This is a genomic window from Chlamydia ibidis 10-1398/6, from assembly GCF_000454725.1.
In the GTDB taxonomy this organism is placed as follows: Bacteria; Chlamydiota; Chlamydiia; order Chlamydiales; family Chlamydiaceae; genus Chlamydia; species Chlamydia ibidis.
The window spans coordinates 248,543-272,874 of record NZ_APJW01000001.1; the positions used below are offsets into that span (position 1 = coordinate 248,543).

Sequence of the window (24,332 nt, forward strand, 5' to 3'; positions counted from 1 at the left end):
ATAGTTATAGGGTGTTTTAAATGGATTTTTCTCGGCTGTGTTTTGGTTATGTCCCCAAACTTACATTTTCTAGTGTTAGAGATAGAGGTAGGGATAAAATACACTACATTCCGAATTCACAACATGTGGCTAAGAAGCTGATCTCAGGTTTGATTGCCTTGCTTGGTGTAAGTGCATTAGTCTGTAGCGTTCTGGCTGCTAGTATGTGTCATACGTTTATGCCAGCGATTGCTCTTCTAGTATTGGCAACTGTTTTGCTTGTTCTATCCTATCACCAATATTTAAAAGCATGGACTCGTTTAGAGATTCGTAATAGAACAACAGAAAAAATTGGTGCTCAACAGGTTTCTGAGTTGTCATATTTCTCATTTTTAAGATCATGGCGGATGATTGCCTTAGGTAAATATCGCTTGGGGAAAAATGTGCATGTTTATGAGGGCAATCGTGAGGAACTACGTGCTGTGTTAAAATCACGCGTTGCTGTAAAAAACGGTGTGGCGCTTGTTCAAGAAATTGATTGCGAGTGTCCAAGCAAGCTGTCTACTGATTATCAAGAGGTTTTTTGTCTGCCAGATGAGGTGTCTTGTCACGCGCAACATACCTTGCAAGAAGGCGGTGTAGACCAGATTACGGCAGTCTCTTGGGTGAATAAGGGCATAGATGTGAACCCCGAGGAACTTGTCTACATACCTATTTCAAGGATACGATCTAATACATGCTCCACTCCCAACAGTTTAGTTTCTTTGTATAAAGGACTATATTTTCAAGCGTTTTCTTTAGCTGTGAAGAAGATGACTACTTCATCTACAGTTCATTCCGAAGGAGCATGCCTGTTAGTTTCTCCAATTGGAATTTGGAGGGATATGTCTGCTGAAGATAAGCATAGTGCAAAGGTTGTTTCTAAATTAGCATTCCTTCAAGCTGTTGAAGAGTTTGCGCAACACACGTTAGCTTCTGAAGCAAAGGTAACTATTCTCTTTATGGATCCCTATAGTGTTGCGCCGTTACGTTCTATTGACATTAATCTTCTTTTCCCCAGCTTAGAAAGATTAAGATTTGAAGACTTGTCCCCCGAGTCTCTTGTTGAGCAAGGACAGGGTTGTTCAGAATATTTTTGTAAGAAGAAAGAATCACCTAGGAAGTGGTTAAGATATTCACGTTGCTTGTCTTAGTCTCCACTACAATCTTTTGTAATTTTTAGTGTTATCTTGGTTAGGATAGGATAGAGAAGTGTTTGGCAATGTGAAAAGCATTGCTAGCAATTAATTTGTCTAGGTTTGACGATATTATTTTCAGTTGCTATTTTGGTTCACTAGTGTCCCTTTTTAAAATCTTTCGTTAATTTAACAGATCGAGCTGCGCAATGAAGCACAATTTTAAACGTAATTTGGGTATTATCGTTTTCGTTTTTACTTTAGCCCTGTATTACGTTATCCCGACATGTCTGTACTATGGCCGGCCCCTAAGCAAGAAAATTGATCAGAAAGAAGCTGATCGCATTGTGCGTAATTTTATAAATCGTGTTGTTGATGTACGCGGTGAGACTGTGCCTAGAGTTTCTGCAATACTCTCTGCATTAAAGTTACGTGGACAAGTTATGTACAATTCTAATGTCCCAGGAGTAGTTGATGTTCATTTTAGGAATGAGGGTGATGCTCAGGTTTTCATAGAAAACCTTCTTTATGCTGAGTCTGGTATTCCTATGAAATCTTCGAGACTCTATGTTTTGGGACATCAGAAAGGAAAGACAAACGTTGTTCAGGTAACCGGAGCATTGATGACTTCGGTCACAGATCGAGATTTCTCTTTCTTATCGTATAGTGATCAAACATCCTCTGTTGTTACAAATACGTTAAAAGAAATTGCAGGAAGCCTTGTTTTAGGGAAGGAATCAGTATGCACATGCAATTTCCCTTCGCGCTGGGAGAATGCCCCTATAGAACATTATTTACGTGTCGCCAAAAGTTTTACTCTTGGTTATAAGGTATTTTCAAGCTCGGGTGTGCCGAATCTATTGCGCTATTTCTTTTCTTCTGAAAAGGATTTTTCAGCATTTTGTTCAGGACTTGATAATTTAGTAAAGAAGGGAGAGGGTCATTCTGAGGAACGTAAGTGTCTCGAGAACTTACAACAGCTCTTGAAACACACCTCCACAAAATGGCAAAAAGTAGTCATACCTCCAGTTGTTAATAATACCATTGACTGTTCCTGTATTTCACCTTTCTTCTCCGCTATTGAGTTTTCTCCAAAAGAAAGAAAGGCGTTTGTTAAGATTAATTCGAGAATTTCTTCCAGACGTTCTCTACTAACTTCTGAGGAGCTTTTAGATCTAGATAATTGGATAGCACAAGAAAAACAGCGCTTAGCTCGTAATTTTCACGCGACTCTTGAAAATTGTACGGAAGGGTTCAGTTTTTCTCTAGGAAATCAGGGATGTAGTGGCCGTATTATCTTACATGGAGATCGTATAATCCAGGAAATTATTGAGCATTTGACAACTTTAGCTCTGCATCGTCCTGAAGCCATTTCTTGTGATTTATTGAAAGAAAATTTCCCAATACATTGTCGAAAACCGAAAGAAAATGATTCCTTTGGTTGTTTTATTTTTTCTCCCAAAAAGAGCTGTCAGCATTTTTCCCGTGGTTCTATTTATGTGGTATGTAAGGGGTTGCGCTCCATCATTGCTAAATATGAGCACGCTAATCGCGAAGATAGCGTTGTATTTGAGCAAGATCTCCAAAATTTATATAACTGCTTCTCTCATACTGATGCTGTTGCATGGAGTTTAGGAGAAGACCAGGTTTTAGAAATACGTTCTCCTTTGCAGAGAATATTTGATGCTTTGGGGGAAGATTTTGTGGTTTCTAAAATTGATGCTTCTGCTTATTTGGAGGTCAATGATGTTCGTGATCGTTTAGAAACTTTAAATCGTATTGAAAAACAACGACAAAATGAACTTGTTCGTTGGCACGAACAGTATCGTCAGGCAACGTGTTCTATGGATCCCCAAGTACGTTTACGTGCGGCTGTGCCTGGTAAAAATGCATTAGTTGAAAATTTGAAGCTTAATCTTAGAAAATACGCTCGTGGTGATAATGTTTTAAGATTAGGTATTGATTTTGTCGGGGGTAAACAGATTCGTCTGGCTTTCAAGGATCATCAAGGCAGGCAGCTGACTGACAAAGATGATATTCTTCAAGTTTCGGATGAGCTGTATTCTCGTCTGAATAAGCTAGGTGTTGCTGAGGTTGAAATCCGTAGAGAGGGAGAAAATATTCAACTTAGTGTCCCTGGCTCGGCAAATGTATCTTCTCAAGATATTCTGGGAGTTTCTCAGATGACCTTCCATGTCGTTAATGAGAAATTTTCTTTATATGGCGCTTTGCGCTATGAAGTTCAAAGGTTCTTAGATTATGTTTGGTTTTCAGCACAACGTGATGGTGCAGTCACTCCTGAAAAAGTTAATGTATTAGCTGCCCAAATTTTTAATAATGATTTAAACACCCTTCCAGAGAGCGTTAGATCTGCTATTTTGAAGTTAAAGGAAGAAGGACTTGCCTTCTCTAAAGATCTAAGAGAATCACAATCATCCCTCTTAAATACCCATTATTCTATGTTAGCTATTGAAAGAGATGTCGGAGAGAAAATAAATCCATTGATGATCGTGTTCCGTAATTATGCTTTGACTGGGTCCTCGCTTAAGGATATTCGAGCAGATTTTATAAATTCTGAAGGCTATGTTCTCAATTTTTCTGTGAAACATACAAGCAATCATGAGGGCATTCCTTCTGAGAACTTCCATGCTTGGACATCAAAATACTGTCAGAGTGGTATAAGCGGGACAGAAAATAGTCAATATTCTCTAGGCCGTGGCTGGAGAATGGCGGTTATTTTGAACGGTTATGTGATAAGCGATCCTGTACTTAATGCTCCTTTAAAAGATCATGCTAGTGTTTCTGGGAGGTTCACACATAGCGAAGTGACTAAGCTTGCAGCTGACCTGAAATCAGGGGCTATGTCCTTTGTCCCTGAAATTCTTAGTGAAGAAGTAATTTCTCCAGAACTTGGGAAACAGCAGAGAGACCAAGGAGTCCTATCCGTTTTTCTTGGATTGCTTGTTCTGATGGTGTTAATGAGTGTTTACTACAAGTTTGGTGGGGTCATTGCTTCAGGTGCTGTTATTTTAAACCTTCTATTAATCTGGGCTTCATTACAGTACTTAGATGCTCCTCTCACCCTTTCTGGACTTGCAGGTATCATTCTTGCTATGGGTATGGCTGTAGATGCTAACGTATTGGTATTCGAAAGGATAAGAGAAGAGTACCTACTTTCACAAAGTCTTACACAGTCAGTACATGCGGGTTATAAAAAAGCGTTTGGCGCGATTTTTGATTCTAATTTGACTACGGTTCTTGCTTCATTGTTATTACTATTATTAGACACAGGGCCGATTAAAGGATTCGCTCTTACGCTTATCCTAGGTATCTTTTCTTCGATGTTCACAGCTTTGTTCATGACGAAATTTTTCTTTGTAGTGTGGATGAACAGAACACGTGAAACCCAGCTTCGTATGATGAATAAGTTTATAGGTGTTAAACATGATTTTCTTAGGGAATGTAGACGTGTCTGGGCTATATCAGGGTCTATTATAGCTTTAGGTTGTGTAGCTTTAGGCTTTGGTGCTTGGGAATCCGTCTTAGGTATGGATTTTAAAGGAGGGTATGCCTTAACTCTTCATGTTCCTGAAGAAAAACAGATCAATGCTAGTCAGTTCCGTACACAGATCGGTGAGAAATTAAAAAAGCATGGGTTATCTACTAGAGATTTTCGTATTAAGGCATACGATGCATCCGAAAAAGTAAAGATCTACTTTAGTCAAAATGCACTACACCGTGTGAAGTCTTCGTGCGATAAAGAAACAACAGAGTTAGAAGAGAGTGGTCTATCTCCTGTCGCAGATTTGTTATCCACCTCTGGGATTTCTTTATCTTCTAAGGACTTAAAAGATACTCAGGATCTATGGCTACAAGTTAGCGGGCAATTTTCTCAAAAAATGCGTCGTCAAGCTGCCTTGGCTCTTTTAGGAGCTTTAGTTATTATCCTCTTATACGTTAGCTTGCGTTTTGAGTGGCGTTATGCATTCAGTGCTATATGTGCTTTAATTCATGATTTAGTTGCCACTTGTGCTGTCTTAGTTGCGATGCATTTTTTCTTACACAAGATTCAGCTTGATTTGCAAGCAGTCGGAGCTCTTATGACGGTCCTAGGATATTCCTTAAACAATACCCTGATTATTTTTGATCGTATTAGAGAAGATAGGCGGGCTAAAATATTTACCCCTATGGCTATACTAATTAACGATTCCTTGCAAAAGACTCTAGGTCGCACTGTAATGACCACGGCAACGACGTTATCCGTATTGCTAATACTGTTATTTGTGGGTGGAGGATCAATCTTTAACTTTGCTTTCATCATGACAATCGGTATCCTCTTGGGGACACTATCATCGTTATATATTGCTCCCCCACTTCTTTTATTTATGATGCGTAGAGAGGAAGGGAATTAATTGTTTTTCCCTGGGGTTGTATAGAAGGACGTACACAATGCTCTTTGGAACGTTGAGGAATACTAAAGAGCTTACGGCGCGAGATTTATGATATATAAAGACACTTCTTCTGTACCCGAAGTTGATTGGGTATATCCCAAGCAGGATCCTAAACTGCTGGCTACGATTATAAAAGATTTGCATCTGCATCCCATTGCTGCGCAAGTCTTTGTTTCTCGAGGTTTTGGGAACGTCGATCAAATACGAAACTTTCTATATGTGCATTTGTCGAATTTACATGACCCTAATTTATTTCTTGATATGCCTAAGGCTGTCGCGAGAGTGTTACAGGCCAAAGATAATCATGAAACCATTATGATTTATGGAGATAGTGATGTTGATGGCATGACTGGTGTGACTCTTCTTGTCGAATTCTTTCGTCTCATAGATGTTAAGGTTAGTTATTGTTTTCTAGGCGCTCTTTTAAAGCAGCATGGAGAAACTGATTCTTTAGTGGAGAAGATGAAAGAATGCGGAGTAACCTTACTGATTACAGTAGATTGTGGGATATCTGCAGGGAAGGAGGTAAATGATATTAAGAAACATGGCATCGACGTGATTATTACAGATCATCATGTGCCTACCCGGAAAATTCCTAATTGTGTAGCAATACTCAATCCTAAGTTGCGCGGAGATACTTATCCAAATTCTGATATTACTGGTGTAGGAGTTGCCTTCAAATTAGCACGAGGAGTTCTTGATGCACTTATTTTACGTGGGTCAGTTGCCAAGAATGCTATAGATTTACGTAAGTTGTTAGATCTTGTCGCTCTAGGTACCGTAACAGATGTAGGAACCTTGTTAGGTGAAAATCGAATTATGGTGCGCCACGGTATTAAAGAAATAGGAAAAGGTACACGTTTAGGATTACGAAAACTATGCACATTTTCTGGCGTGGATAGGATGGATGTTACCTCTAAAGATATCGTGCTTAAAATTTCTCCCAAGTTAAATAGTTTAGGGCGTTTGTCCGATCCTGCAAAAGGAGTGGAGTTGCTGCTCACAAGAGATCCTAAAGTTGCAGATTCTATAGTTACAGATTTAGATAGTGTTAATCGAGAGAGACAAAAGATAGAGGCGAATGTATTTCGCGATGTACAAAATATCTTAAAAGATAGAAAGGATATCGTAAATCAGGCTGCTATTGTTCTTTCGTCATCAGATTGGCATGCACGTGTCATCCCAATTATTTCTGCTCGTATTGCTAAAGCATATAATCGTCCTGTAGTAATTATTGCAAAAGAAGGAGGGATTGGTAAAGGGTCATTACGCACTATTAGTTCATTCCCACTTCTTGGAATTTTACAGAAATGTTCTTCTCTATTTTTATCTTACGGAGGGCATGATTTTGCCGCTGGCATGGTTATCAAAGAAGATAAAATAGAGGAATTTAGAAAAAAATTTATACATCTTGTGAACTCGTCATTAAGAAAAGTAGATGCTCAGCTCACCCTACCTCTAGATGCACGTGCTGATTTTGACGAAATTGATCACGATCTTTTATCCTCAATGGATCTATTTGAACCTTTTGGTAAAGGTAATCCAGTTCCTGTTTTTTATACCGTTGTACGTCAAGTTCGGTATCCTAAATTATTAGCTGGGAACCATGTAAAATTGTACTTGAGTCACGGAGAAAGAAATCTTGAGGGGATAGCATTTGGTATGGGAGATCGGGTTGCCACTTTAAAAGCACATTGGCATCACCCATTAGAGGTTGCTTACACTCCACGGTTATCACCAAGCGTCAGTGGAGGGGTTATTCATTTGTTTGTCAGGGATTTCCATATTTTGCCTTTAGAGGAAGAGGAATCTCGTAAATCATTTTAAAATAATAATAGTTAAAATAGTTTAAAAGTTTCTTGATACTTTTCTCTTGTCTTTTTCCCAGAACTCATTTTAAATTGTGTGCCCGATTTTTTCATTTGTCTTCGATTAAGAAAGGACTAAACAATGTCTTCTTTATTTTCTCTAGAAAGTAGCTATGGTAGTTCTTTCAACATTGATTTTCTAATCTTAGTAATTATTCAAAAGAGTATGTTTTGAAAATTTCTTTTTACTTTTAACTATTAGAGATCATTTTAAATGATGTTATAAACAATTTCAAAATCTCATTTAAGTGTAAAGTTGGTAAATCTAATCAGAGTTTTTGAACTATAGTTTGAAGGTGTAGTTTTTCTACTTGCCTAAACACTATACTGTGCGATCTAGACGTTTTGGTTTAATTTCATTTTGATAATCGCGATCTTTGTGTGAGATAAAACTATTATTTTTGTTTTTTAAACAAGATTAAACTAAAATTTCATAGCGTTGTTTTGAAAAATAAAATTATTATGTTCCCTATTCAATCGCATTCATCTTATCAAGCTTCTTTCGAGGATATGAGCCCTAATCCAAAAGTGTTCATGTTTTCTTCCAAAGCAGCTTCTATGAACTATTGTTTCCAAACCCGATATCCTCGTTTTAGTGGATTGATTAAAGCGATTTCTGGAATCTTTAAAGCCATTTTGCGGATTGTTTTGTGCATTCCGTTAGGTTTAATTTGGTTATTGGAGAGAATATGCCAGAATTTGATAGTCCCTTCTGCTGGAGGCATTATTGTGGGAGGGATTTGTCAGCCATATCCTAGATTGTTGCAGGCTTTTGCGAATCAGACACGACAATGGAAACAGTCGTGCTATGTAAGTTCTGTAGATCGTGTTCCTATACAAATCGATAATTTATTAATTGATGCTATACAGATTAGTTTCCCCGAGGCTAAGCCTGATCGTTGGATGTTGGTTTCTCTAGGTAATGGTGAATCTTTTGAAACACGTATTCTGGTTAATGAAGAGGGTGGGCCTTTTCATCAGGAGGACGAGGATTGGATTCTTGCTGTAGCACGTAAAGCAAAGGCAAATGTTTTAATGTTTAACTATCCTGGAGTGATGTGTAGCAAGGGATATGTATCTAAAGAGACTTTGGTACAAGCTTATCTTGCTGCTGCCTCATATCTCACTGATTGTAATAATGGTCCTAAAGCAAAAGAAATAATTGCCTACGGGTATTCTTTAGGGAGTTTGGTCCAATCCGAAGCGTTGCAGCGATTATTTAATTATAAAGATCGACAAGAAAATTGGTTTGTAATTAAGGATCGTGGCCCTCGCTCTACAATGGCGGTAGGATATCAATGGTTAGGTAAATTAGGATATTGGATTACCAGAATTACAAACTGGGGCATTGATTCGGAGGGTAATAGCAGAGCATTACCTGTGCCAGAGCTTTCAGTACAGGGAAGTGATAAAGACGGAAAACTTATTGGAGATGGTTTATTCAATCGGGAGACCTGTTTCGCTGCAGGCTTCCTTGATAATCAAGACAGTTCGTTTGTATCACCCAAATCTTTCGTGTGCGTTCCTCATCTCTTACATCAAGAAGGCTTAACGTCAGAAGCGATAGATAAAATATCTTCTGAGATTAGCACTCATTTTGAGGGACAACAAGAAAAGGAAGAACAGTAGGAGGTAGTCTTCGCCTTTTTAAATTGAGGGTAACGAGTTTTATTTTTGGGTTATCGAGGGTAGTAGTTGTTAAACCTTGCAGCAGAAGTAACAGAATTTAACAAGGATTGAAGTATTCGAATTTTTAAACCTCTCAGAATGTATTTTGGGGATATTTTGTATTTCTTGTTGATGGTGAGCACTATATATGAAATTGCGCTTACAAATGTTAAGAAATGTTAATAAAACAGTAGAGTAGTTTTGTTTTATTAAAATTTTAATAGAAAGAACAACTTTGTTTTAACAAAAAAGCTTGCTTAATAAAGCTTTTCTTAGGAAAATACTTCTTTAAAAATTCTAAAAAGCAAGGAAGAACTAATTGTTAGGATTATTTTAATTCTAAAATATGTTGAGGGGGAGGTTTGTTAACGTATGGAATGCGTACAGCAAGAAAGTTGTTTTGATTTGGAAGAAAAAGATCCTGTTACGTCTGCTGAAGAAGGCTCTACTTGGGTTTCAATTACTCAGGCAGCTAAGCTGCATAATGTGACAAGACAAGCAATCTACGTAGCAATTAAACAGAAAAAGTTAAAGGCTTCTAAGACAACCCGTTGGGAAATTAATCTCAAGGATCTAGAGGAGTACAAGAAGAATCGTTACTCTAGGAGTAAGTCTTTGTATGAAGGTGAATTGCTTTTTGATAATGAAAAGGGCTGTTATTCTGTGAACCAAGTGGCACAGATGTTAGGCATTCCTGTGCAAAAGGTTTACTATGCGACACGGACAGGAACTATGCGTGGAGATCGTAAAGGTGCTGCCTGGGTTATTCACTGCTCGGAGATTGAAAGATATCGTAATGAATATCTAAGTAAACAAGTAGCCAGAAAAGCGAGAGAAGGCTCCAATGACATTGTAGACTCCTCTACCTCGTCCACAGGTCCGAATTTTCTCGATCAATCTGCTCTTGAAATTGAATAGGCCCCTTGAGAGCTGCCAATAGGTTTCAACACCGTTGTGCGTTGTTTCTCGATCTTGCAAGCCTCTGTTTTTGTTCCAGAAATCTCCCCGGTTCAAAATACAGGGGCTTAATATTTATAACTCGGAGTAATTTCTAACTTTTGTAGGGAACTTTGACTCAGAGTATAGATATTTTTCTATTCTTTTAATTGAATAACATGGCATGGCTCTAATGAACCTAGTCTTAAGAAGTCGTAGGATTTAGCTTGAAGAAATAGCTATGTTCGAGGTATCAAGTCTCTTTCATCTGGGAAATAAAATACACATGACTTGGGAAAACGTACGTGTTAGAGTAGCACCTTCTCCTACAGGAGATCCTCATGTAGGCACCGCTTATATGGCCTTGTTTAATGAGATTTTTGCTCGTCGATTTAATGGTAAAATGATCCTAAGAATTGAAGACACGGATCGAACGCGCAGCCGCTCTGATTACGAACAGAATATTTTCTCTGCTCTTCGCTGGTGTGGTATACAGTGGGATGAGGGACCGGACATTGGTGGTCCTTATGGTCCCTATAGACAATCAGAAAGGACAGAGATTTACAAGGAGTATGCTGAAAAATTATTAGCTACGGATTATGCATACAAGTGTTTTGCTACTCCTCAAGAACTAGCAGAGATGCGGGCTGTTGCTAGTACTCTTGGTTATCGCGGGGGATATGATCGTCGTTACCGCTACCTATCCCCAGAAGAAGTTAAAGAACGTGAGAATGCTGGACAGCCCTACACTATTCGTTTAAAAGTTCCTCTGACTGGTGAGTGTGTTTTTGAGGATTATAGCAAAGGAAGGGTCGTATTTCCTTGGGCTGATGTTGATGATCAAGTATTGATAAAATCTGATGGTTTCCCAACTTATCATTTTGCAAATGTCGTCGATGACCATCTCATGGGCATAACCCATGTTATCCGTGGCGAAGAGTGGATAAGTTCTACACCAAAGCATATTCTATTGTACGAAGCTTTTGGTTGGAGTCCTCCCATATTTCTGCATATGCCGTTGTTATTGAATCCCGACGGGACGAAATTATCCAAAAGAAAAAATCCTACTTCAATTTTTTACTATCGAGATGCTGGGTATATTAAAGAAGCATTTATCAATTTCCTTACCCTCATGGGATATAGTATGGAAGGAGATGAAGAAATCTATTCTTTGGAAAAGATAGTCGATAATTTTGACCCTAAGCGTATTGGCAAATCTGGAGCTGTATTTGACATTCGTAAGTTAGACTGGATGAATAAGCATTATCTTAACCATGAGGGCTCTCCGGGTGATCTGCTAAAGGAATTAAAACAATGGTTGATCAATGATGATTTCTTTTTGAGAATTCTTCCTTTATGCCAGTCTAGAATCACAACTCTTGCTGAATTTATATCCCTTAGCAGTTTCTTCTTTTCAGTTCTTCCAGAATACGTTAAAGAAGAGCTCTTGCCCAACTCTTTAACAGAAGATAGAGCCGCTCTTATGCTCTATAGTTATGTAAAGTACATGGAAAAAGCCGATATTTGGGAAAAAGATTATTTTTACCAGGGATCTAAGTGGTTGGCAAATGCTTTCCAAGTAAATCATAAGAAAGCCGTCATCCCTCTGCTTTATGTGGCAATTACGGGTAAGAAACAGGGGCTTCCATTATTTGATTCTATGGAAATTTTAGGAAAGCCTCGTACCAGGGCCCGGCTTGTTCATGCGCAAAGCATTCTCGGAGGGGTCTCTAAGAAAAATCAGGCTGTGATTGATACAGCCTTACAGAATGTTGATTTTGAATCTCAGGTATTGCCATTTTAAAACTAATTACTTTTAGTACAGTAAATTTGAAGTATAGGAAGCTTGAAATATTGACTTAGCTAGGGAGAATTTCCAGGTGTTCGCCTGTTTATTTAAGTGAGGCTTTTGCGCAAGAGCGTAGTTTCTTTGAGGAGGATAGTAGGAGCAGCTGGACATTAGCAAAGATACTAGGCATAAGATCTGCAGATAGCAAAACATTTTCATTCCGATCCTCTTCTTTATTCTTTCTTTAGAGGAAATTTTTATTATATGTAATTCAATTGTTTGATTTGAATTTTATTATAAATAAAAATTTCCATTCAAATCCGAATCTACTGTTTTTGAACTGCTTCAATACCAAAAATCTTGTAAATCATTAAAACTAAACCATATTACTTAATTTTTATTTTTAAGATTGAAATTAAGGATTTATTGAGAATTTTTCCCTGGAAATCAACGAGTTAGATTTTTTGATAAGATCTCAATTTTAGTGGTGTGATAGTTTAGGAAATTAAGAATTAAAAAAATATTTGATAAAATTTTTATTTTCCATTGTAATATGTTCATGGGAATGTGGTTTATTAATTATTAAAAGTATTTTGGATTTTTAATAAACAATAAGCCATGGAAGTTTTCTAATTAGAAAGGAGTTACATATTTATGAAGAAAGCTATCTTACTAGCTGCTGCTTGCGGTATTTTTGGTTTAAGTAGTTGTTGCCGTATTGTTGATTGCTGTTTTGAAGATCCATGCGCACCTGCATCATGCAGTCCTTGTGAAATGTTCAATAAAAAAGAAAAAGGCTGCGGTCCTTGCGGTTCTTATAGCAAATCTTGCAAAAGCGAGAACTCTAACAATATTCAACACAGTTCTCAGTCTGGAGATGCCTACAATCAGTAAGCAATAACGAAGAGTCATTGACTCATTTAATTAAAAAAGATAGCTAGAAAGGAGCATGATTTCTTGCTAGCTGTCTTTGTGATATTCATCCCAGATATGTTTAGGGTAAAAGTTTTTAAAATTTCTACCCAATGGCAGAAGAAAAAATAACACATGCGATTAGGAGAACCCTATGTCCAAACTCATTAAACGAGTAGTTACGGTCCTTGCGCTAACTAGTATGGCCAGTTCATTTGCCAGCGGGGAGATAGAGACCGCTGCTATGGCAGACTCTCTAGCGACGAGGTTCGTAGCTGATGCTAACGTTTTAAACGTAGCACACAGAAAACCCAAATTAGGACGCAACAAGAATACTAATTTGGAAAAGAAAAATAAAGAATCTTGTTGTAATAAGGAATTTTTCCCTTGTGATGAGGGTAAGTGTGATTCCGTAAAACCACAAAATGAGTCCTGCTACGGTAGAATGTATGCAGTCAAAGTAAGTGATGACTGTAATGTCGAGATAAGTCAGGCAGTTCCTGAATATGCTACTGTAGGATCCCCTTATCCAATTGAAATTCTAGCAACTGGTAAAAAAGATTGTGTGGATGTAACAATTACACAACAGTTGCCTTGTGAAGTTGAGTTTGTGAGTAGTGATCCAGAAACTAAACCTACTACAGATGGCAAGCTTATTTGGAAGATTGACCGTCTATGTCAGGGAGAACGATACAAAATTACTGTTTGGGTAAAGCCTCTTAAGGAAGGTTGTTGTTTTACTGCAGCTACCGTTTGTGCTTGTCCAGAACTTCGCTCTTATACCAAATGTGGACAACCGGCTATTTGTATTAAACAACAAGGGCCTGAATGCGCATGTTTACGTTGTCCAGTTCGCTACAAGATCGAGGTATCTAATACAGGATCTGCAGTTGCCCGAGGGGTTGTAGTAGATAACCCTGTACCAGATGGTTTTTCTCATGCTTCCGGGAAACGTGTTCTCACTTTTAATTTGGGAGATATGCAGCCGGGAGAAACAAAAGTTTGTACTGTAGAATTCTGTGCAGGGAAAAGAGGAAGAGTAACCAATACAGCTACAGTGAGTTATTGTGGTGGGCACAAATGCTCTGCTGACGTAACTACTGTAGTCAACGAACCTTGTGTACAGGTAAATATTTCTGGCGCAGATACGTCCTATGTGTGTAAACCTGTAGAATATACTATTTCTGTTTCTAATCCAGGTGATCTTACTCTTTATGATGTTGTTGTCGAAGACATTCTTTCTTCGGGAACTTCAGTTGTTCAAGCCCCTGGAGGAGAGGTATGCTGCAATAAAGTAGCTTGGTGCATTAAAGAATTGTCTCCTGGAGAAAGTCTTCAGTTTAAAGTAGTGGCAAGAGCGCAAAGCCCAGGTAAGTTTACTAATCAAGTCAGCGTAAGAACCAATTCAGATTGTGGAACCTGTACATCTTGTGCAGAAGTCACAACCTATTGGAAAGGACTTGCAGCAACTCATATGTGCGTGATCGATACTAACGATCCTATCTGTGTTGGAGAAAATACGGTGTACCGTATTTGTGTAACGAATAGGGGATCTGCAGAGGATACTAATGTGTCTCTAATCCTCAAATTCTCTAAAGAATTGCAACCTATTTCTTCTTCGGGACCTACCAAGGGAACAATTACGGGTAATACCGTTGTATTTGATGCACTCCCTAAATTAGGTTCTAAGGAGTCAGTAGAATTTTCTGTAACGTTGAAGGGAGTAGCTCCTGGAGACGGTAGAGGAGAAGCTATTCTTTCTTCTGATGCTTTAACTGTACCTGTATCAGATACGGAGAATACTCACGTTTACTAATTGTTGTATTGTGAATTTAGAATAATGTGAGAAGGGCAGACCTGAAAAGGGCTGCCCTTTTTATTTTTACTCACAAAATAAGCGTTCGATAAATTGTATGCGAAGTTAATGCCAGAGTTAGATTTGTGATTTTTGTGTCATTTATTTAGTGCTTGCTCTTAGCTGGGAATAGTAAAATTAAAATTTTAATTTAATATTTGGGTCGATAAAGTCTCCTTCCTGTTAATCAAAAAAAAGGAGGATTTGGCCATGGTTACTCAGACAAATGGAATTAAAATTCAAATTCCTGAAACTATTCAAGAAGCTATAGGTATCAACGTATCTACAGCTTTGGAGAATGACCAAGTACAGCTAGGTTTAGTCAATGCGGGATTATCTTGGGTTAAATCTCATATTATCGTCCCCATGCGTTCTTCACCGATCGTTAAATCACGAGGATTCCAGATTTCTATGATAGTGTTAGGTATCCTGTTGGTTGTATCAGGATTGGCACTAACTTTTGTTCTACAGGCCGAGTTAGGCAAAAATGCCTTTCTATTCTTAATACCTGCAGTTATAGGACTTGTTAAGTTATTGGTTACATCTTTATGCATGGAAGATGCATGTACCCCAGAACAGTGGGGTTTATTCAAGAATCTTCTCAGTGTAACAGAGGACCTAATAGATGACGGAGAACTTAATCATTCTAACAAAATATTCGTCTCTTCCGTCACGGATGGAAAGGTAGAACAAAGTTGAGTAATTCCTTACTATTGGAGGTGTTAGCCTCCAATAGCACAATAAGATACCTTTTTAGATTTTAGTAAGATCATATCTTTCACTATATTCACAGATTCTTCCATTTGAAGATCGTTACTGCCATGAGGACGAATTTCTTCACTAGGATCTTTAAGGTGAGTCAGGAATAATTGATAATTCTTATTTTTTTGTACCCGGGATCTGCTATTTTCAGCAAGTACAGGGAGCATGCTTCTCCATTCTGTTTCTTGTGCTTGTAAATTGGGAAGATAGTATTTTTGAAACCATGGTCTCATGTGAGAGTCTATGTCTTCCAGGTTGTCTTTTATAACATTATCACAGTGATCAGACGGTAAAGGGTGTTCCAAATAACGTTCGCCTAACTCTTCTTCCGCATATTTTGTAGGCACCAAAATATCTGATTTTACCCCTTGTAATTGTGTAGACTTACCCGAAGGAGAATAGTACCTACCAACTGTTACTTTAAAATAATCTTTGTTATCAGGATCTCCAGTAATTGTTTGGTGTTGAATCGTACCCTTTCCATAAGTCTGCTCATCTCCAGTGACAATAGCTACCCCATAATCTTGTAAAGTTTGAGCAACAATTTCAGCAGCAGAAGCTGAACTTTTAGATACTAAAATCACAAGAGGGCCATCATAAAATTTTTTCGGAGCTATTGTTCGGTAACGTTTAATGCTGCCGTCACCATATCGAGAAACGACTACAACTCCATTAGTCATAAATAAACCCGATACTTTAATTGCTTGTGATAAGAAACCTCCGGTATTTTCACGAATATCTAAAACTAAACCCAAGAGGTTTTTATCTTGAAGACTCTGTAAAGCTTTACGCAGATCTTGCTCACTAGATATTTGATTTTCACCTTCGTAAAAAGAATATAGAGTGATTTTACCTATAATACCATCTCCATAACTTTCATAAGTTACATCTACACGACGATCCTCTAATAGAATTTTTTCTCTGGATAGGTTGACGATGTAATCTTGATTTGCTCGATGTATGGATAATTCCACTACAGACCCCTGATCTCCTCTTAAACAATCCAATACTCCTCTAAAGGACAGGTTCTCAATGCTGTTCCCGTTAACTTTGTAGATAATATCACCTACTTGTAACTCTCGGGTTTTAAATGCGGGACCTCCAGGAATGATCTCTTTCACTATTACGCCATCAATATCTTCTTTTAAAACAACGCCAATGCCGCACATGCCTTTTTCTAATTGGATTTTCATGGCAAGTGCTTCATCTTGACTAAAGTAGGCTGTATGAGCATCTAACCCATGTGCCATGGATTTGATTACTCGGACATAGAAATGGTGAGCTTCTTCATTCGGAGACATATTTTTTTTATGATCATTGATACCTAAGTAAGGATCTTCATGGTTTTCAAGTTGTCTTATACACAAATTTACTAGAGCGGACTCTTTCCCTAAGTATCGATCTTCAGAAGCATCTGATAAATACACCGATATATATGAAAGTAATAGGGAGTAATGACGCTCCTGAAGTTCTGTTATTGAAGTAGCCCAGGTAGAAGTTTTTTTGATAAGTGGCCGAGATTTAGCGTCATCGATTAACTTTTCTGGTTCTTTAATCCACTCAGATCTCCAAGACCTTGCTCGATGAATACTATCTTTGATCTGCTTATTTAGATTCTGATGAGCTGAAAAATTGTTGATTTTGTAGTTCTTTAGCAAACGTTTCTTTACTTCGCCAGATGTTACGTATAGAGATACCTCTTGTTCTGTAAGATATGCTTGATGGGAGTCGAATGATCTTGAATAACTGACCAGAGATCTATGGAGAATGTCCACGGAGATTTCCTTAGCATCTACATGATACTCAATTAGTTTATCCACAGTTTTGCGTACATCCTCTTCTTTAAGAAGCTCTGAAGCAAAATTAGTGTAGGGAAGGAAACAAAGGATAAGCGCAAAAAGACGGAATGCCATTGTCATCACAAATATCTCTGTTGATCACTGATATTTGTAAGATCGACACAAGTTGCCCAAGCTTGAGCTCAGATTTTATAGAAAAGAGAAAAACTATTTGTGATCAGCAAGTTCTATCAAGAAAAAAATCTAATCAAGTAGTTAAGAACTCCCACTGATCAAATAATACTTCAAATCGTATAGGATATTGATCAACAGTACGCCGCTTGCGATGAAGACTAGGAACGAACCTATAACAAAGTACGCCCCCGAAAAAGGTAAAACAGTCTGAGGAAGCAGGCTTAATGAAGACAAAATTAGCGCAAGCACAAAAAACACTACAGCCATTGCAATCATAGCAACACTACGAGACGAAGCTTGTATTTGTTGTTGTCCTCTCGCGTAATCGTTTGGTTGTAAAGAAAGTTGTATACTCATGAGCGTCATTTAAAAAATTAACAAACATTATAACAAAATCAAAAATCTAGAAAAACATTTAAAAATAGAAAGATTATTTTTTATTGATTTATATATCTTAGTAAGAATTTTCTTGTTCCAATTTCTATGGTTGAATGCTGTAAAGTAAGCTTTCTTTTCTAGATCCGTTTGCATGGATTCAATCTTTTTCAAGTAAATATTTTTTTTATCATAGTTGGCTAGGCTACCTGAGTAGAGACTTTGGGTTGGGTTGTAGATGTTTTGCTCTGGCCTCAATATCGTTCTTTGCTTCTTTGGTTATTGTGTCTTCTCATTATGTATCGGGCATCGGAAGGAGAAAGGATGGTTTGGATAAAAGAATAGGGATAATCCGAGAGGTAGTATATAGGTCTGTACTCAAAAATAAGCCCTTGCAAACAAAGAGAACCTTACTCTATATTTTTCTCCTTATAGTAGTGAGGTTGAATCGAGAAGGATACATGCCAACCATTAATCAATTAATACGAAAAAAGCGTCAATCTAGTACGCCTAGAAAAAAGTCCCCAGCTTTGCAAAGATGCCCTCAAAGGCGTGGGGTGTGTCTGCAAGTGAAGACAAAAACTCCTAAAAAGCCTAACTCAGCTTTGCGTAAAGTTGCTTGGGTTCGTTTATCTAATGGTCAGGAAGTTATCGCTTACATCGGTGGAGAAGGGCATAACTTACAAGAACATAGTATCGTATTAGTTCAGGGAGGAAGGGTAAAAGATCTCCCTGGGGTGCGTTATCATATTGTTCGTGGAGCACTCGATTGTGCTGCTGTGAAGAATAGAAAGCAGAGCCGTTCTAGATACGGCGCAAAGCGTCCTAAATAGGGCATCTTCTTTTGTCTGGGAATTAGAATTTAGAGGTTAACTTATATGTCAAGACGGCATGCCGCTGAGAAGAAACAAATTCCAGGAGACCCTGTCTATGGAAGCGTGGTCTTAGAGAGATTTATCAATAAAGTTATGATGCATGGCAAGAAGAGTGTCGCTAGGAGAATTGTTTACTCCGCTTTAGAGCGTTTTGCGAAAAAGCTTGGCGCCGAAAATGTTTTAGAGGCTTTTGAAGAAGCTCTAGAAAATGCTAAGCCTTTGCTTGAAGTGCGTTCTCGTCGTGTTGGTGGTGCTACTTATCAGGTTCCTGTGGAAGTTGCGGCAGAGAGAAGAAATTGCTTGGCTATGCAGTGGATAGTGAAAAACGCCCGATCTAAGCCTGGCAAGTCCATGGAAGAGGGGTTGGCGGCGGAGCTCGTGGATTGTTTCAATAAACAAGGCGCTACGATCAAAAAAAGGGAAGACACTCATCGTATGGCTGAAGCGAACAAGGCGTTTGCGCATTATAAGTGGTAATAATATTTATTTTTTAGGATTTGGAAGAGGCATAAAAAGTTCATGAGTAGCCAAGAATTCGATTTAAGTGCAATCAGAAACATCGGTATTATGGCGCATATCGATGCAGGTAAAACGACTACTACGGAAAGAATTCTTTACTATGCTGGAAGGACGCACAAGATAGGTGAAGTTCATGAAGGCGGGGCAACCATGGACTGGATGGAGCAAGAGCAGGAGAGGGGGATTACTATTACCTCTGCTGCTACTACCGTTTTTTGGTTGGGAGCTAAAATTAATATTATCGACACTCCTGGTCACGTTGATTTCACCATTGAGGTGGAAAGGTCTCTCCGTGTTTTGGATGGCGCCGTTGCGGTTTTTGATGCTGTTTCTGGAGTGGAGCCTCAATCCGAAACTGTCTGGAGACAGGCAAATAAGTATGGCGTTCCTAGAATTGCTTTTGTTAACAAAATGGATCGTATGGGTGCGGATTACTTCGCAGCTGTTGAGTCCATGAGAGAGAAGTTGGGTGCTAATGCTATCGCAGTTCATTGTCCTATTGGAGCGGAAAGTCAGTTCGTTGGCATGGTTGATCTCATCTCTCAGAAAGCTCTTTACTTCTTAGATGAAACTTTAGGAGCTAAGTGGGAAGAGAGAGAGATTCCCGAGGAGCTAAAAGAACGTTGCGCTGAGTTGCGCGCGGCTCTCCTTGAAGAGTTAGCAACGGTTGATGAAAGCAATGAAGCTTTCATGATGAAAGTTTTAGAAGATCCTGACTCTATTACAGAGGATGAGATCCATGCTGTGATGCGAAAGGGAGTGATTGAGAACAAGATTAATCCTGTTTTGTGTGGTACCGCATTTAAGAACAAGGGTGTTCAGCAGCTTCTGAATGTTATTGTGAAGTGGTTGCCTTCTCCTCTTGATCGAGGCGAAGTTAAAGGGGTAAGTTTAAAAACTGATAGTGAGATATCTCTTGCTCCAAGGAAGGATGGTCCCCTAGCTGCTTTGGTGTTCAAGATTATGACCGATCCTTATGTTGGTCGAATTACGTTTATCCGTATCTATTCCGGTACGTTGAAAAAAGGCGCTGCTATTCTTAATTCTACAAAAGATAAGAAGGAGCGCATCTCTCGTTTGTTGGAAATGCATGCTAATGAAAGAACTGATCGTGATGAGTTCACTGTTGGTGATATTGGTGCGTGTGTTGGTCTTAAGTACTCTGTAACGGGTGATACTCTATGCGATGACAGCCAAGAGATTGTCTTAGAGCGTATTGAAGTTCCTGAGCCAGTAATTGATATGGCTATTGAGCCTAAGTCAAAAGGTGATAGGGAAAAGTTGGCGCAGGCTTTGAGCGCTCTATCTGAAGAAGATCCTACTTTCCGTGTTTCTACTAATGAAGAAACTGGACAGACAATTATCTCAGGAATGGGGGAGTTGCATTTAGATATTCTTCGTGATCGTATGATTCGAGAATTTAAAGTGGAAGCTAATGTGGGTAAACCACAAGTTTCCTATAAGGAGACGATTACTAAACCTAGTAACAGTGAAACTAAGTACGTTAAACAGTCCGGTGGTCGTGGGCAGTATGCTCATGTTTGTTTGGAGATTGAGCCTAATGAGCCTGGCAAGGGTAACGAGGTTGTCAGTAAGATTGTTGGGGGAGTTATTCCTAAGGAGTACATCCCTGCAGTTATCAAAGGTGTGGAAGAAGGTCTGAGCACTGGAGTTTTGGCTGGATATGGATTAGTCGATGTTAAAGTTAATATTGTTTTCGGTTCTTACCATGAGGTCGATTCTAGTGAGATGGCCTTTAAGATTTGCGGTTCTATGGCTGTGAAAGAGGCTTGTAGAAAGGCTTTGCCAGTGATTTTAGAACCAATTATGAAGATCGCTGTAACTACTCCAGAAGATCATTTAGGAGATGTTATAGGTGACTTGAACCGTCGTAGAGGAAAGATTCTCGGACAAGAATCTTCTCGAGGGATGGCGCAAGTTAATGCAGAAGTTCCTCTAAGCGAAATGTTTGGGTATACAACATCATTGCGGTCTTTGACTTCAGGAAGAGCTACGTCAACAATGGAGCCAGCCTTCTTTGCTAAGGTTCCTGCAAAAATTCAAGAAGAGATAGTTAAGAAGTAAGGGATATATGAAGCAGCAAAAACAAAAAATTCGCATCCGTCTGAAAGGATTCGATCAAGGACAATTAGATCGGTCAACCGCAGATATTGTTGAGACTGCTAAAAGAACAGGTGCTCGTGTTGTAGGACCTATTCCTTTGCCTACGAAGAGGGAAATTTACACAGTGCTTCGTTCGCCTCACGTAGATAAAAAGTCTAGAGAACAGTTTGAAATTCGTACTCACAAGCGTCTTGTGGACATTCTCGATCCTACAGGTAAGACGATTGATGCTCTGAAAATGTTGGCACTTCCTGCTGGGGTCGATATTAAGATTAAGGCTGCCTAGTTTTGTTTGAATTCGGGTATGTACTTATTAGAGAAGTTTAAAGCTCGATCTGTGCGTTTGTTTTCGCGCGAGCTCATTTCTTGCAATTTTTCTGATTCTGCCCAGACTGATCCGGTTTATCAAGTTGTGTTTGATGCTGGAGAGTCTGGTCTGTCTTATAAGGTTGGAGATGCCTTGGGTATATTTTCTCAAAATTCTCCAAATGTCGTTCATAATGTATTAGATGCTCTGGGTTATGCTAGTCAGGAACAGGTGGAGAGCCGCCACAGTGCTTGTCCCTTGACTGCTGAACAGTTGTTTACTTCTTATCTTGATGTTGATAAGTTTCCTGCAAAACTTAAATCTTATTTTCCTAAAACGGATGATACTTACTCCTTTTATGATGCTATAAGAGAATTTAAGCCTCGTATTCCTTTAAAGGATTTAGTACAAATAGCTTCTCCTTTGTTGCCTCGTTTTTATTCTATTGCCTCCTCTCCCTCTGTTATGAAAGATAAAATTGAGCTATTGGTTAGGCTTGTGTCTTATTCTGGTAAGTTTGATACTCGCTACGGAGTTTGTTCTTATTTTTTATGTAATGAGTTAGCAAAAGGATCTTGTTGTCCAGTATTCGTCCAACCAACAAAGTACTTTACTCTTGGTGAGAAGACCGTTGGGAAGCCTATTGTTATGATAGGTTCTGGAACAGGCGTTGCACCATACAAAGGGTTTCTACAGCAGCGTCTACATGATAATGATACAGGAAGGAATGTACTTTTCTTTGGAGAACGTTTCGAAAAAGCGAATTTTTATTACAGAAGCTTCTGGGAAAAATTAGAAGAGCAAAATAAGCTCCAATTGTTTTCAGCATTCTCTCGTGATGGAAACAAGAAAACTTACGTGCAAGATATCGTTAGAGAGCAGGAACAGCTTATCTCAGAGCTATATGACGGGGGGGCCTATTTCTTTATTTGTGGAAGTAAAGACCTTGGCGTAGGAGTTAAAAAAACTCTTGAAGATATTCTAGGAAAGGATGCGCTCTCCACTATGAAAGAAGAGCGTCGTTACCTTGTCGATGTTTATTGATTACAATACTCCATTACTGTCAGAATACAAAAGCACTGCGCTCCATCTCCACAGCCAAAATCACTTAGACCTTCTCCTGAGGTGGCTGTAACTCCTACAGAATCAGGGGAGATATCCAAAGCTGAAGCAATACTGTAGCGCATATCAGACAACCTAGGTAAAAATTTCGGGCGACTACCTTCGATTGTTATCGCAACATGCGAAATTTTTTGATTGGGTTTAAGGGATTTTTTTGCTTCTTCTAAGTATATGCTACTATCCGTAATACCTCGGGTATGAAAGAGTTCGTCTGCAATATTCCCTAAGATAATTCTATGAGTTATTGATGAAATTGCATTACAAATAGCGTGAAAAACAACATCTCCGTCAGAATTCGCTTGGAATCCTGGACAATTATCAAAAATAACGCCACCCACGATACAAGGTTTAGCAGAACTTTCGGGAAGAAAACGATGGCTATCTTGGCCGATTCCTACACGGTAAATCCATTGAGGATTAGGCAGGGAAGAATTATTCCCTTTCTCCTTATTCATTTTGATACCTGAATATATGATTATTTTAAGGATTTCATTCTTAGAACAAACAAAGATATTTCCTAACAGTCAGTACACGTTCCGAAGAACAAAATTAAAAACATACTATAAGATTAATGTAATTCTGCCTATACGATCTTTTGTCTTCATAACTGGTCAGCAAGTTAAAATTTTTATATTTAGTTGGGTGTTTATGGATGTCTCCTAGGATAATAATTAAGTCGGTAGTATGACAGGAAGATGAAGGATTTTGTGAATCTATTAGGTAAGAAGTTCAATACTTTAGAAATCTGATTGATTTAAAGCGAATATTTCTCTATGATCTCCTATCAAAACGGCTAGATAGCTCAGCTGGTAGAGCAGAGGACTGAAGATCCTTGTGTCGTCGGTTCGATCCCGGCTCTGGCCATACGTTTTTAGTATTCAACGTGTTTAGTTTTTTTTGTAAAGCTAAAATCAGGGACTTTATATTTTTTATAATCTGCTAGTTTGCTAAAGTATTCGTGGACGTGCGATTTTTAGTGACAGTCCCGAGCACAAAAAGAGAATTATAAGGAAAGAATTAATGGAGCCTTACGCGATAATTCAGACCGGAAGTAAGCAGTATCAAGTTCGAAAAGGCGATGTTATTGATGTCGAACTTTTGGATGGTGTTTCCGAAGGACAAGAAGTTACTTTCAAAGAAGTTTTGTTTGCTTTTGACGGATCTAAAGCATTTGTGGGTGCGCCAGTAGTAAGCACAGCTTGCGTAAAAGGTGAGTTGCTTGCTCAGGTCCGAGGTGAGAAGGTTTTTGCCTACAAATATAAGCGAAGAAAAAATTACCATCGTAAAGTCGGACACCGTCAGAACTATCTTAGAGTGAGAATTTCTGATTTGGTAATGTAGTAAGCTTGTGGAAAACTAAAGGGTTTTGAAGATATGGCACATAAGAAAGGTCAGGGAGCGAGCCGCAACGGTCGCGATTCGGAGTCAAAGCGTCTTGGAATCAAAGTGGGTGCAGGTCAAAGAGTTTCCACAGGTAGCATTCTAGTTAGACAGAGAGGAACCAAATGGCATCCTGCAGCTAATGTTGGTAGAGGGCGTGATGATACTCTATTTGCTTTAGTGGATGGGATTGTTGTAATGAAAAAAACGGATCGTACTTACGTTTCCGTGCAGCCTGAATAAAGTTTTCCTCCCGAATATG

Annotated in this window: 19 protein-coding genes and 1 tRNA gene; 17 read left to right on the plus strand and 3 right to left on the minus strand. The window is 38.7% G+C overall.

The genetic code is table 11. The features are described 5' to 3' along the window. Positions 1–20: 20 nt before the first annotated feature. The 9 genes from H359_RS01205 to H359_RS01245 all read left to right on the plus strand — a co-directional run bounded on the left by H359_RS01205 (position 21) and on the right by H359_RS01245 (position 15,332). Positions 21–1,172: a hypothetical protein gene (locus H359_RS01205; RefSeq protein ID WP_020370899.1), complete on the plus strand. Its 1,152-nt coding sequence runs from the start codon at positions 21–23 to the stop codon at positions 1,170–1,172. 191 nt (positions 1,173–1,363) lie between these two features. Further along, on the plus strand, positions 1,364–5,566 hold the full coding sequence (locus H359_RS01210) for a protein translocase subunit SecDF (protein ID WP_020370900.1): 4,203 nt from the start codon (positions 1,364–1,366) through the stop codon (positions 5,564–5,566). Positions 5,567–5,653: 87 nt separating this feature from the next. Further along, positions 5,654–7,432: a single-stranded-DNA-specific exonuclease RecJ gene (gene recJ / locus H359_RS01215; RefSeq protein ID WP_020370901.1), complete on the plus strand. Its 1,779-nt coding sequence runs from the start codon at positions 5,654–5,656 to the stop codon at positions 7,430–7,432. A 551-nt stretch (positions 7,433–7,983) separates the two neighbouring features. Next, positions 7,984–9,102: a CPn0927/CPn0928 family alpha/beta hydrolase fold protein gene (locus H359_RS01220; RefSeq protein WP_206335997.1), complete on the plus strand. Its 1,119-nt coding sequence runs from the start codon at positions 7,984–7,986 to the stop codon at positions 9,100–9,102. Between the two features lie 411 nt (positions 9,103–9,513). After that, entirely contained in the window at positions 9,514–10,059 is a 546-nt protein-coding gene (locus H359_RS01225; protein WP_020370903.1) for a helix-turn-helix domain-containing protein, read from the plus strand. Between the two features lie 304 nt (positions 10,060–10,363). Then, positions 10,364–11,881, plus strand: coding sequence for a glutamate--tRNA ligase (gltX, locus tag H359_RS01230; protein WP_020370904.1), 1,518 nt, complete (start codon positions 10,364–10,366; stop codon positions 11,879–11,881). Between the two features lie 639 nt (positions 11,882–12,520). Then, the gene (locus H359_RS01235; protein ID WP_020370905.1) at positions 12,521–12,760 is read left to right on the plus strand and encodes a small cysteine-rich outer membrane protein; all 240 of its coding nucleotides are present in this window, start codon (positions 12,521–12,523) and stop codon (positions 12,758–12,760) included. A 172-nt stretch (positions 12,761–12,932) separates the two neighbouring features. Next, positions 12,933–14,594: an outer membrane complex protein OmcB gene (gene omcB, locus H359_RS01240; protein WP_020370907.1), complete on the plus strand. Its 1,662-nt coding sequence runs from the start codon at positions 12,933–12,935 to the stop codon at positions 14,592–14,594. A gap of 249 nt (positions 14,595–14,843) precedes the next feature. Beyond that, positions 14,844–15,332 carry a cysteine-rich outer membrane protein gene (locus H359_RS01245; protein WP_020370908.1) on the plus strand — a complete coding sequence of 163 codons (489 nt, stop codon included), beginning with the start codon at positions 14,844–14,846 and terminating at the stop codon, positions 15,330–15,332. A 23-nt stretch (positions 15,333–15,355) separates the two neighbouring features. Here H359_RS01245 and tsp read toward each other — a convergent pair whose 3' ends face one another. Together tsp and H359_RS01255 are read right to left on the minus strand one after the other, a co-directional pair. Further along, positions 15,356–17,314, minus strand: coding sequence for a tail-specific protease Tsp (gene tsp, locus H359_RS01250; RefSeq protein ID WP_020370909.1), 1,959 nt, complete (start codon positions 17,312–17,314; stop codon positions 15,356–15,358). A gap of 135 nt (positions 17,315–17,449) precedes the next feature. Continuing rightward, positions 17,450–17,734 carry a hypothetical protein gene (locus tag H359_RS01255; protein WP_407918987.1) on the minus strand — a complete coding sequence of 95 codons (285 nt, stop codon included), beginning with the start codon at positions 17,732–17,734 and terminating at the stop codon, positions 17,450–17,452. A gap of 470 nt (positions 17,735–18,204) precedes the next feature. On the opposite strand from H359_RS01255, the gene rpsL reads away from it, so the two are divergent. Genes rpsL through H359_RS01280 form a run of 5 tightly spaced genes read left to right on the plus strand, consistent with a single transcriptional unit; the run spans position 18,205 to position 22,612 of the window. Next, positions 18,205–18,576: a 30S ribosomal protein S12 gene (rpsL, locus tag H359_RS01260; protein WP_020370911.1), complete on the plus strand. Its 372-nt coding sequence runs from the start codon at positions 18,205–18,207 to the stop codon at positions 18,574–18,576. Positions 18,577–18,621: 45 nt separating this feature from the next. Beyond that, on the plus strand, positions 18,622–19,095 hold the full coding sequence (gene rpsG, locus H359_RS01265) for a 30S ribosomal protein S7 (RefSeq protein ID WP_020370912.1): 474 nt from the start codon (positions 18,622–18,624) through the stop codon (positions 19,093–19,095). A gap of 42 nt (positions 19,096–19,137) precedes the next feature. Further along, positions 19,138–21,222 (plus strand): elongation factor G, encoded by a 2,085-nt coding sequence (gene fusA / locus H359_RS01270; protein WP_035392288.1) that lies wholly within the window; start codon positions 19,138–19,140, stop codon positions 21,220–21,222. A 7-nt stretch (positions 21,223–21,229) separates the two neighbouring features. Next, the gene (gene rpsJ / locus H359_RS01275; RefSeq protein WP_020370915.1) at positions 21,230–21,547 is read left to right on the plus strand and encodes a 30S ribosomal protein S10; all 318 of its coding nucleotides are present in this window, start codon (positions 21,230–21,232) and stop codon (positions 21,545–21,547) included. Between the two features lie 18 nt (positions 21,548–21,565). Beyond that, the gene (locus H359_RS01280; RefSeq protein ID WP_020370916.1) at positions 21,566–22,612 is read left to right on the plus strand and encodes a ferredoxin reductase domain-containing protein; all 1,047 of its coding nucleotides are present in this window, start codon (positions 21,566–21,568) and stop codon (positions 22,610–22,612) included. On the opposite strand, the gene ispF is transcribed toward H359_RS01280, so the two are convergent. Further along, positions 22,606–23,145 (minus strand): 2-C-methyl-D-erythritol 2,4-cyclodiphosphate synthase, encoded by a 540-nt coding sequence (gene ispF / locus H359_RS01285; protein ID WP_020370917.1) that lies wholly within the window; start codon positions 23,143–23,145, stop codon positions 22,606–22,608. The genes H359_RS01280 and ispF overlap by 7 nt on opposite strands. A gap of 336 nt (positions 23,146–23,481) precedes the next feature. On the opposite strand from ispF, the gene H359_RS01290 reads away from it, so the two are divergent. The 3 genes from H359_RS01290 to rpmA all read left to right on the plus strand — a co-directional run bounded on the left by H359_RS01290 (position 23,482) and on the right by rpmA (position 24,313). Next, positions 23,482–23,554, plus strand: a tRNA-Phe gene (locus H359_RS01290). 156 nt (positions 23,555–23,710) lie between these two features. Then, positions 23,711–24,031 carry a 50S ribosomal protein L21 gene (gene rplU / locus H359_RS01295; protein WP_020370918.1) on the plus strand — a complete coding sequence of 107 codons (321 nt, stop codon included), beginning with the start codon at positions 23,711–23,713 and terminating at the stop codon, positions 24,029–24,031. 33 nt (positions 24,032–24,064) lie between these two features. Next, the gene (rpmA, locus tag H359_RS01300; RefSeq protein ID WP_021119539.1) at positions 24,065–24,313 is read left to right on the plus strand and encodes a 50S ribosomal protein L27; all 249 of its coding nucleotides are present in this window, start codon (positions 24,065–24,067) and stop codon (positions 24,311–24,313) included. The last annotated feature ends 19 nt before the right edge of the window (positions 24,314–24,332 follow it).

Bases quoted from the DNA above. Each gene is read 5' to 3' on its own strand.
- fusA (WP_035392288.1), top strand. From the start codon at position 19,138: ATGAGTAGCCAAGAATTCGATTTAAGTGCAATCAGAAACATCGGTATT.
- H359_RS01245 (WP_020370908.1), top strand. From the start codon at position 14,844: ATGGTTACTCAGACAAATGGAATTAAAATTCAAATTCCTGAAACTATT.
- ispF (WP_020370917.1), bottom strand. From the start codon at position 23,145: ATGAATAAGGAGAAAGGGAATAATTCTTCCCTGCCTAATCCTCAATGG.
- tsp (WP_020370909.1), bottom strand. From the start codon at position 17,314: ATGACAATGGCATTCCGTCTTTTTGCGCTTATCCTTTGTTTCCTTCCC.
- H359_RS01225 (WP_020370903.1), top strand. From the start codon at position 9,514: ATGGAATGCGTACAGCAAGAAAGTTGTTTTGATTTGGAAGAAAAAGAT.
- H359_RS01220 (WP_206335997.1), top strand. From the start codon at position 7,984: ATGAGCCCTAATCCAAAAGTGTTCATGTTTTCTTCCAAAGCAGCTTCT.
- H359_RS01205 (WP_020370899.1), top strand. From the start codon at position 21: ATGGATTTTTCTCGGCTGTGTTTTGGTTATGTCCCCAAACTTACATTT.
- rpsJ (WP_020370915.1), top strand. From the start codon at position 21,230: ATGAAGCAGCAAAAACAAAAAATTCGCATCCGTCTGAAAGGATTCGAT.
- rpmA (WP_021119539.1), top strand. From the start codon at position 24,065: ATGGCACATAAGAAAGGTCAGGGAGCGAGCCGCAACGGTCGCGATTCG.
- H359_RS01280 (WP_020370916.1), top strand. From the start codon at position 21,566: ATGTACTTATTAGAGAAGTTTAAAGCTCGATCTGTGCGTTTGTTTTCG.
- gltX (WP_020370904.1), top strand. From the start codon at position 10,364: ATGACTTGGGAAAACGTACGTGTTAGAGTAGCACCTTCTCCTACAGGA.
- omcB (WP_020370907.1), top strand. From the start codon at position 12,933: ATGTCCAAACTCATTAAACGAGTAGTTACGGTCCTTGCGCTAACTAGT.
- H359_RS01235 (WP_020370905.1), top strand. From the start codon at position 12,521: ATGAAGAAAGCTATCTTACTAGCTGCTGCTTGCGGTATTTTTGGTTTA.
- H359_RS01210 (WP_020370900.1), top strand. From the start codon at position 1,364: ATGAAGCACAATTTTAAACGTAATTTGGGTATTATCGTTTTCGTTTTT.
- H359_RS01255 (WP_407918987.1), bottom strand. From the start codon at position 17,734: ATGACGCTCATGAGTATACAACTTTCTTTACAACCAAACGATTACGCG.
- recJ (WP_020370901.1), top strand. From the start codon at position 5,654: ATGATATATAAAGACACTTCTTCTGTACCCGAAGTTGATTGGGTATAT.
- rpsG (WP_020370912.1), top strand. From the start codon at position 18,622: ATGTCAAGACGGCATGCCGCTGAGAAGAAACAAATTCCAGGAGACCCT.
- rplU (WP_020370918.1), top strand. From the start codon at position 23,711: ATGGAGCCTTACGCGATAATTCAGACCGGAAGTAAGCAGTATCAAGTT.
- rpsL (WP_020370911.1), top strand. From the start codon at position 18,205: ATGCCAACCATTAATCAATTAATACGAAAAAAGCGTCAATCTAGTACG.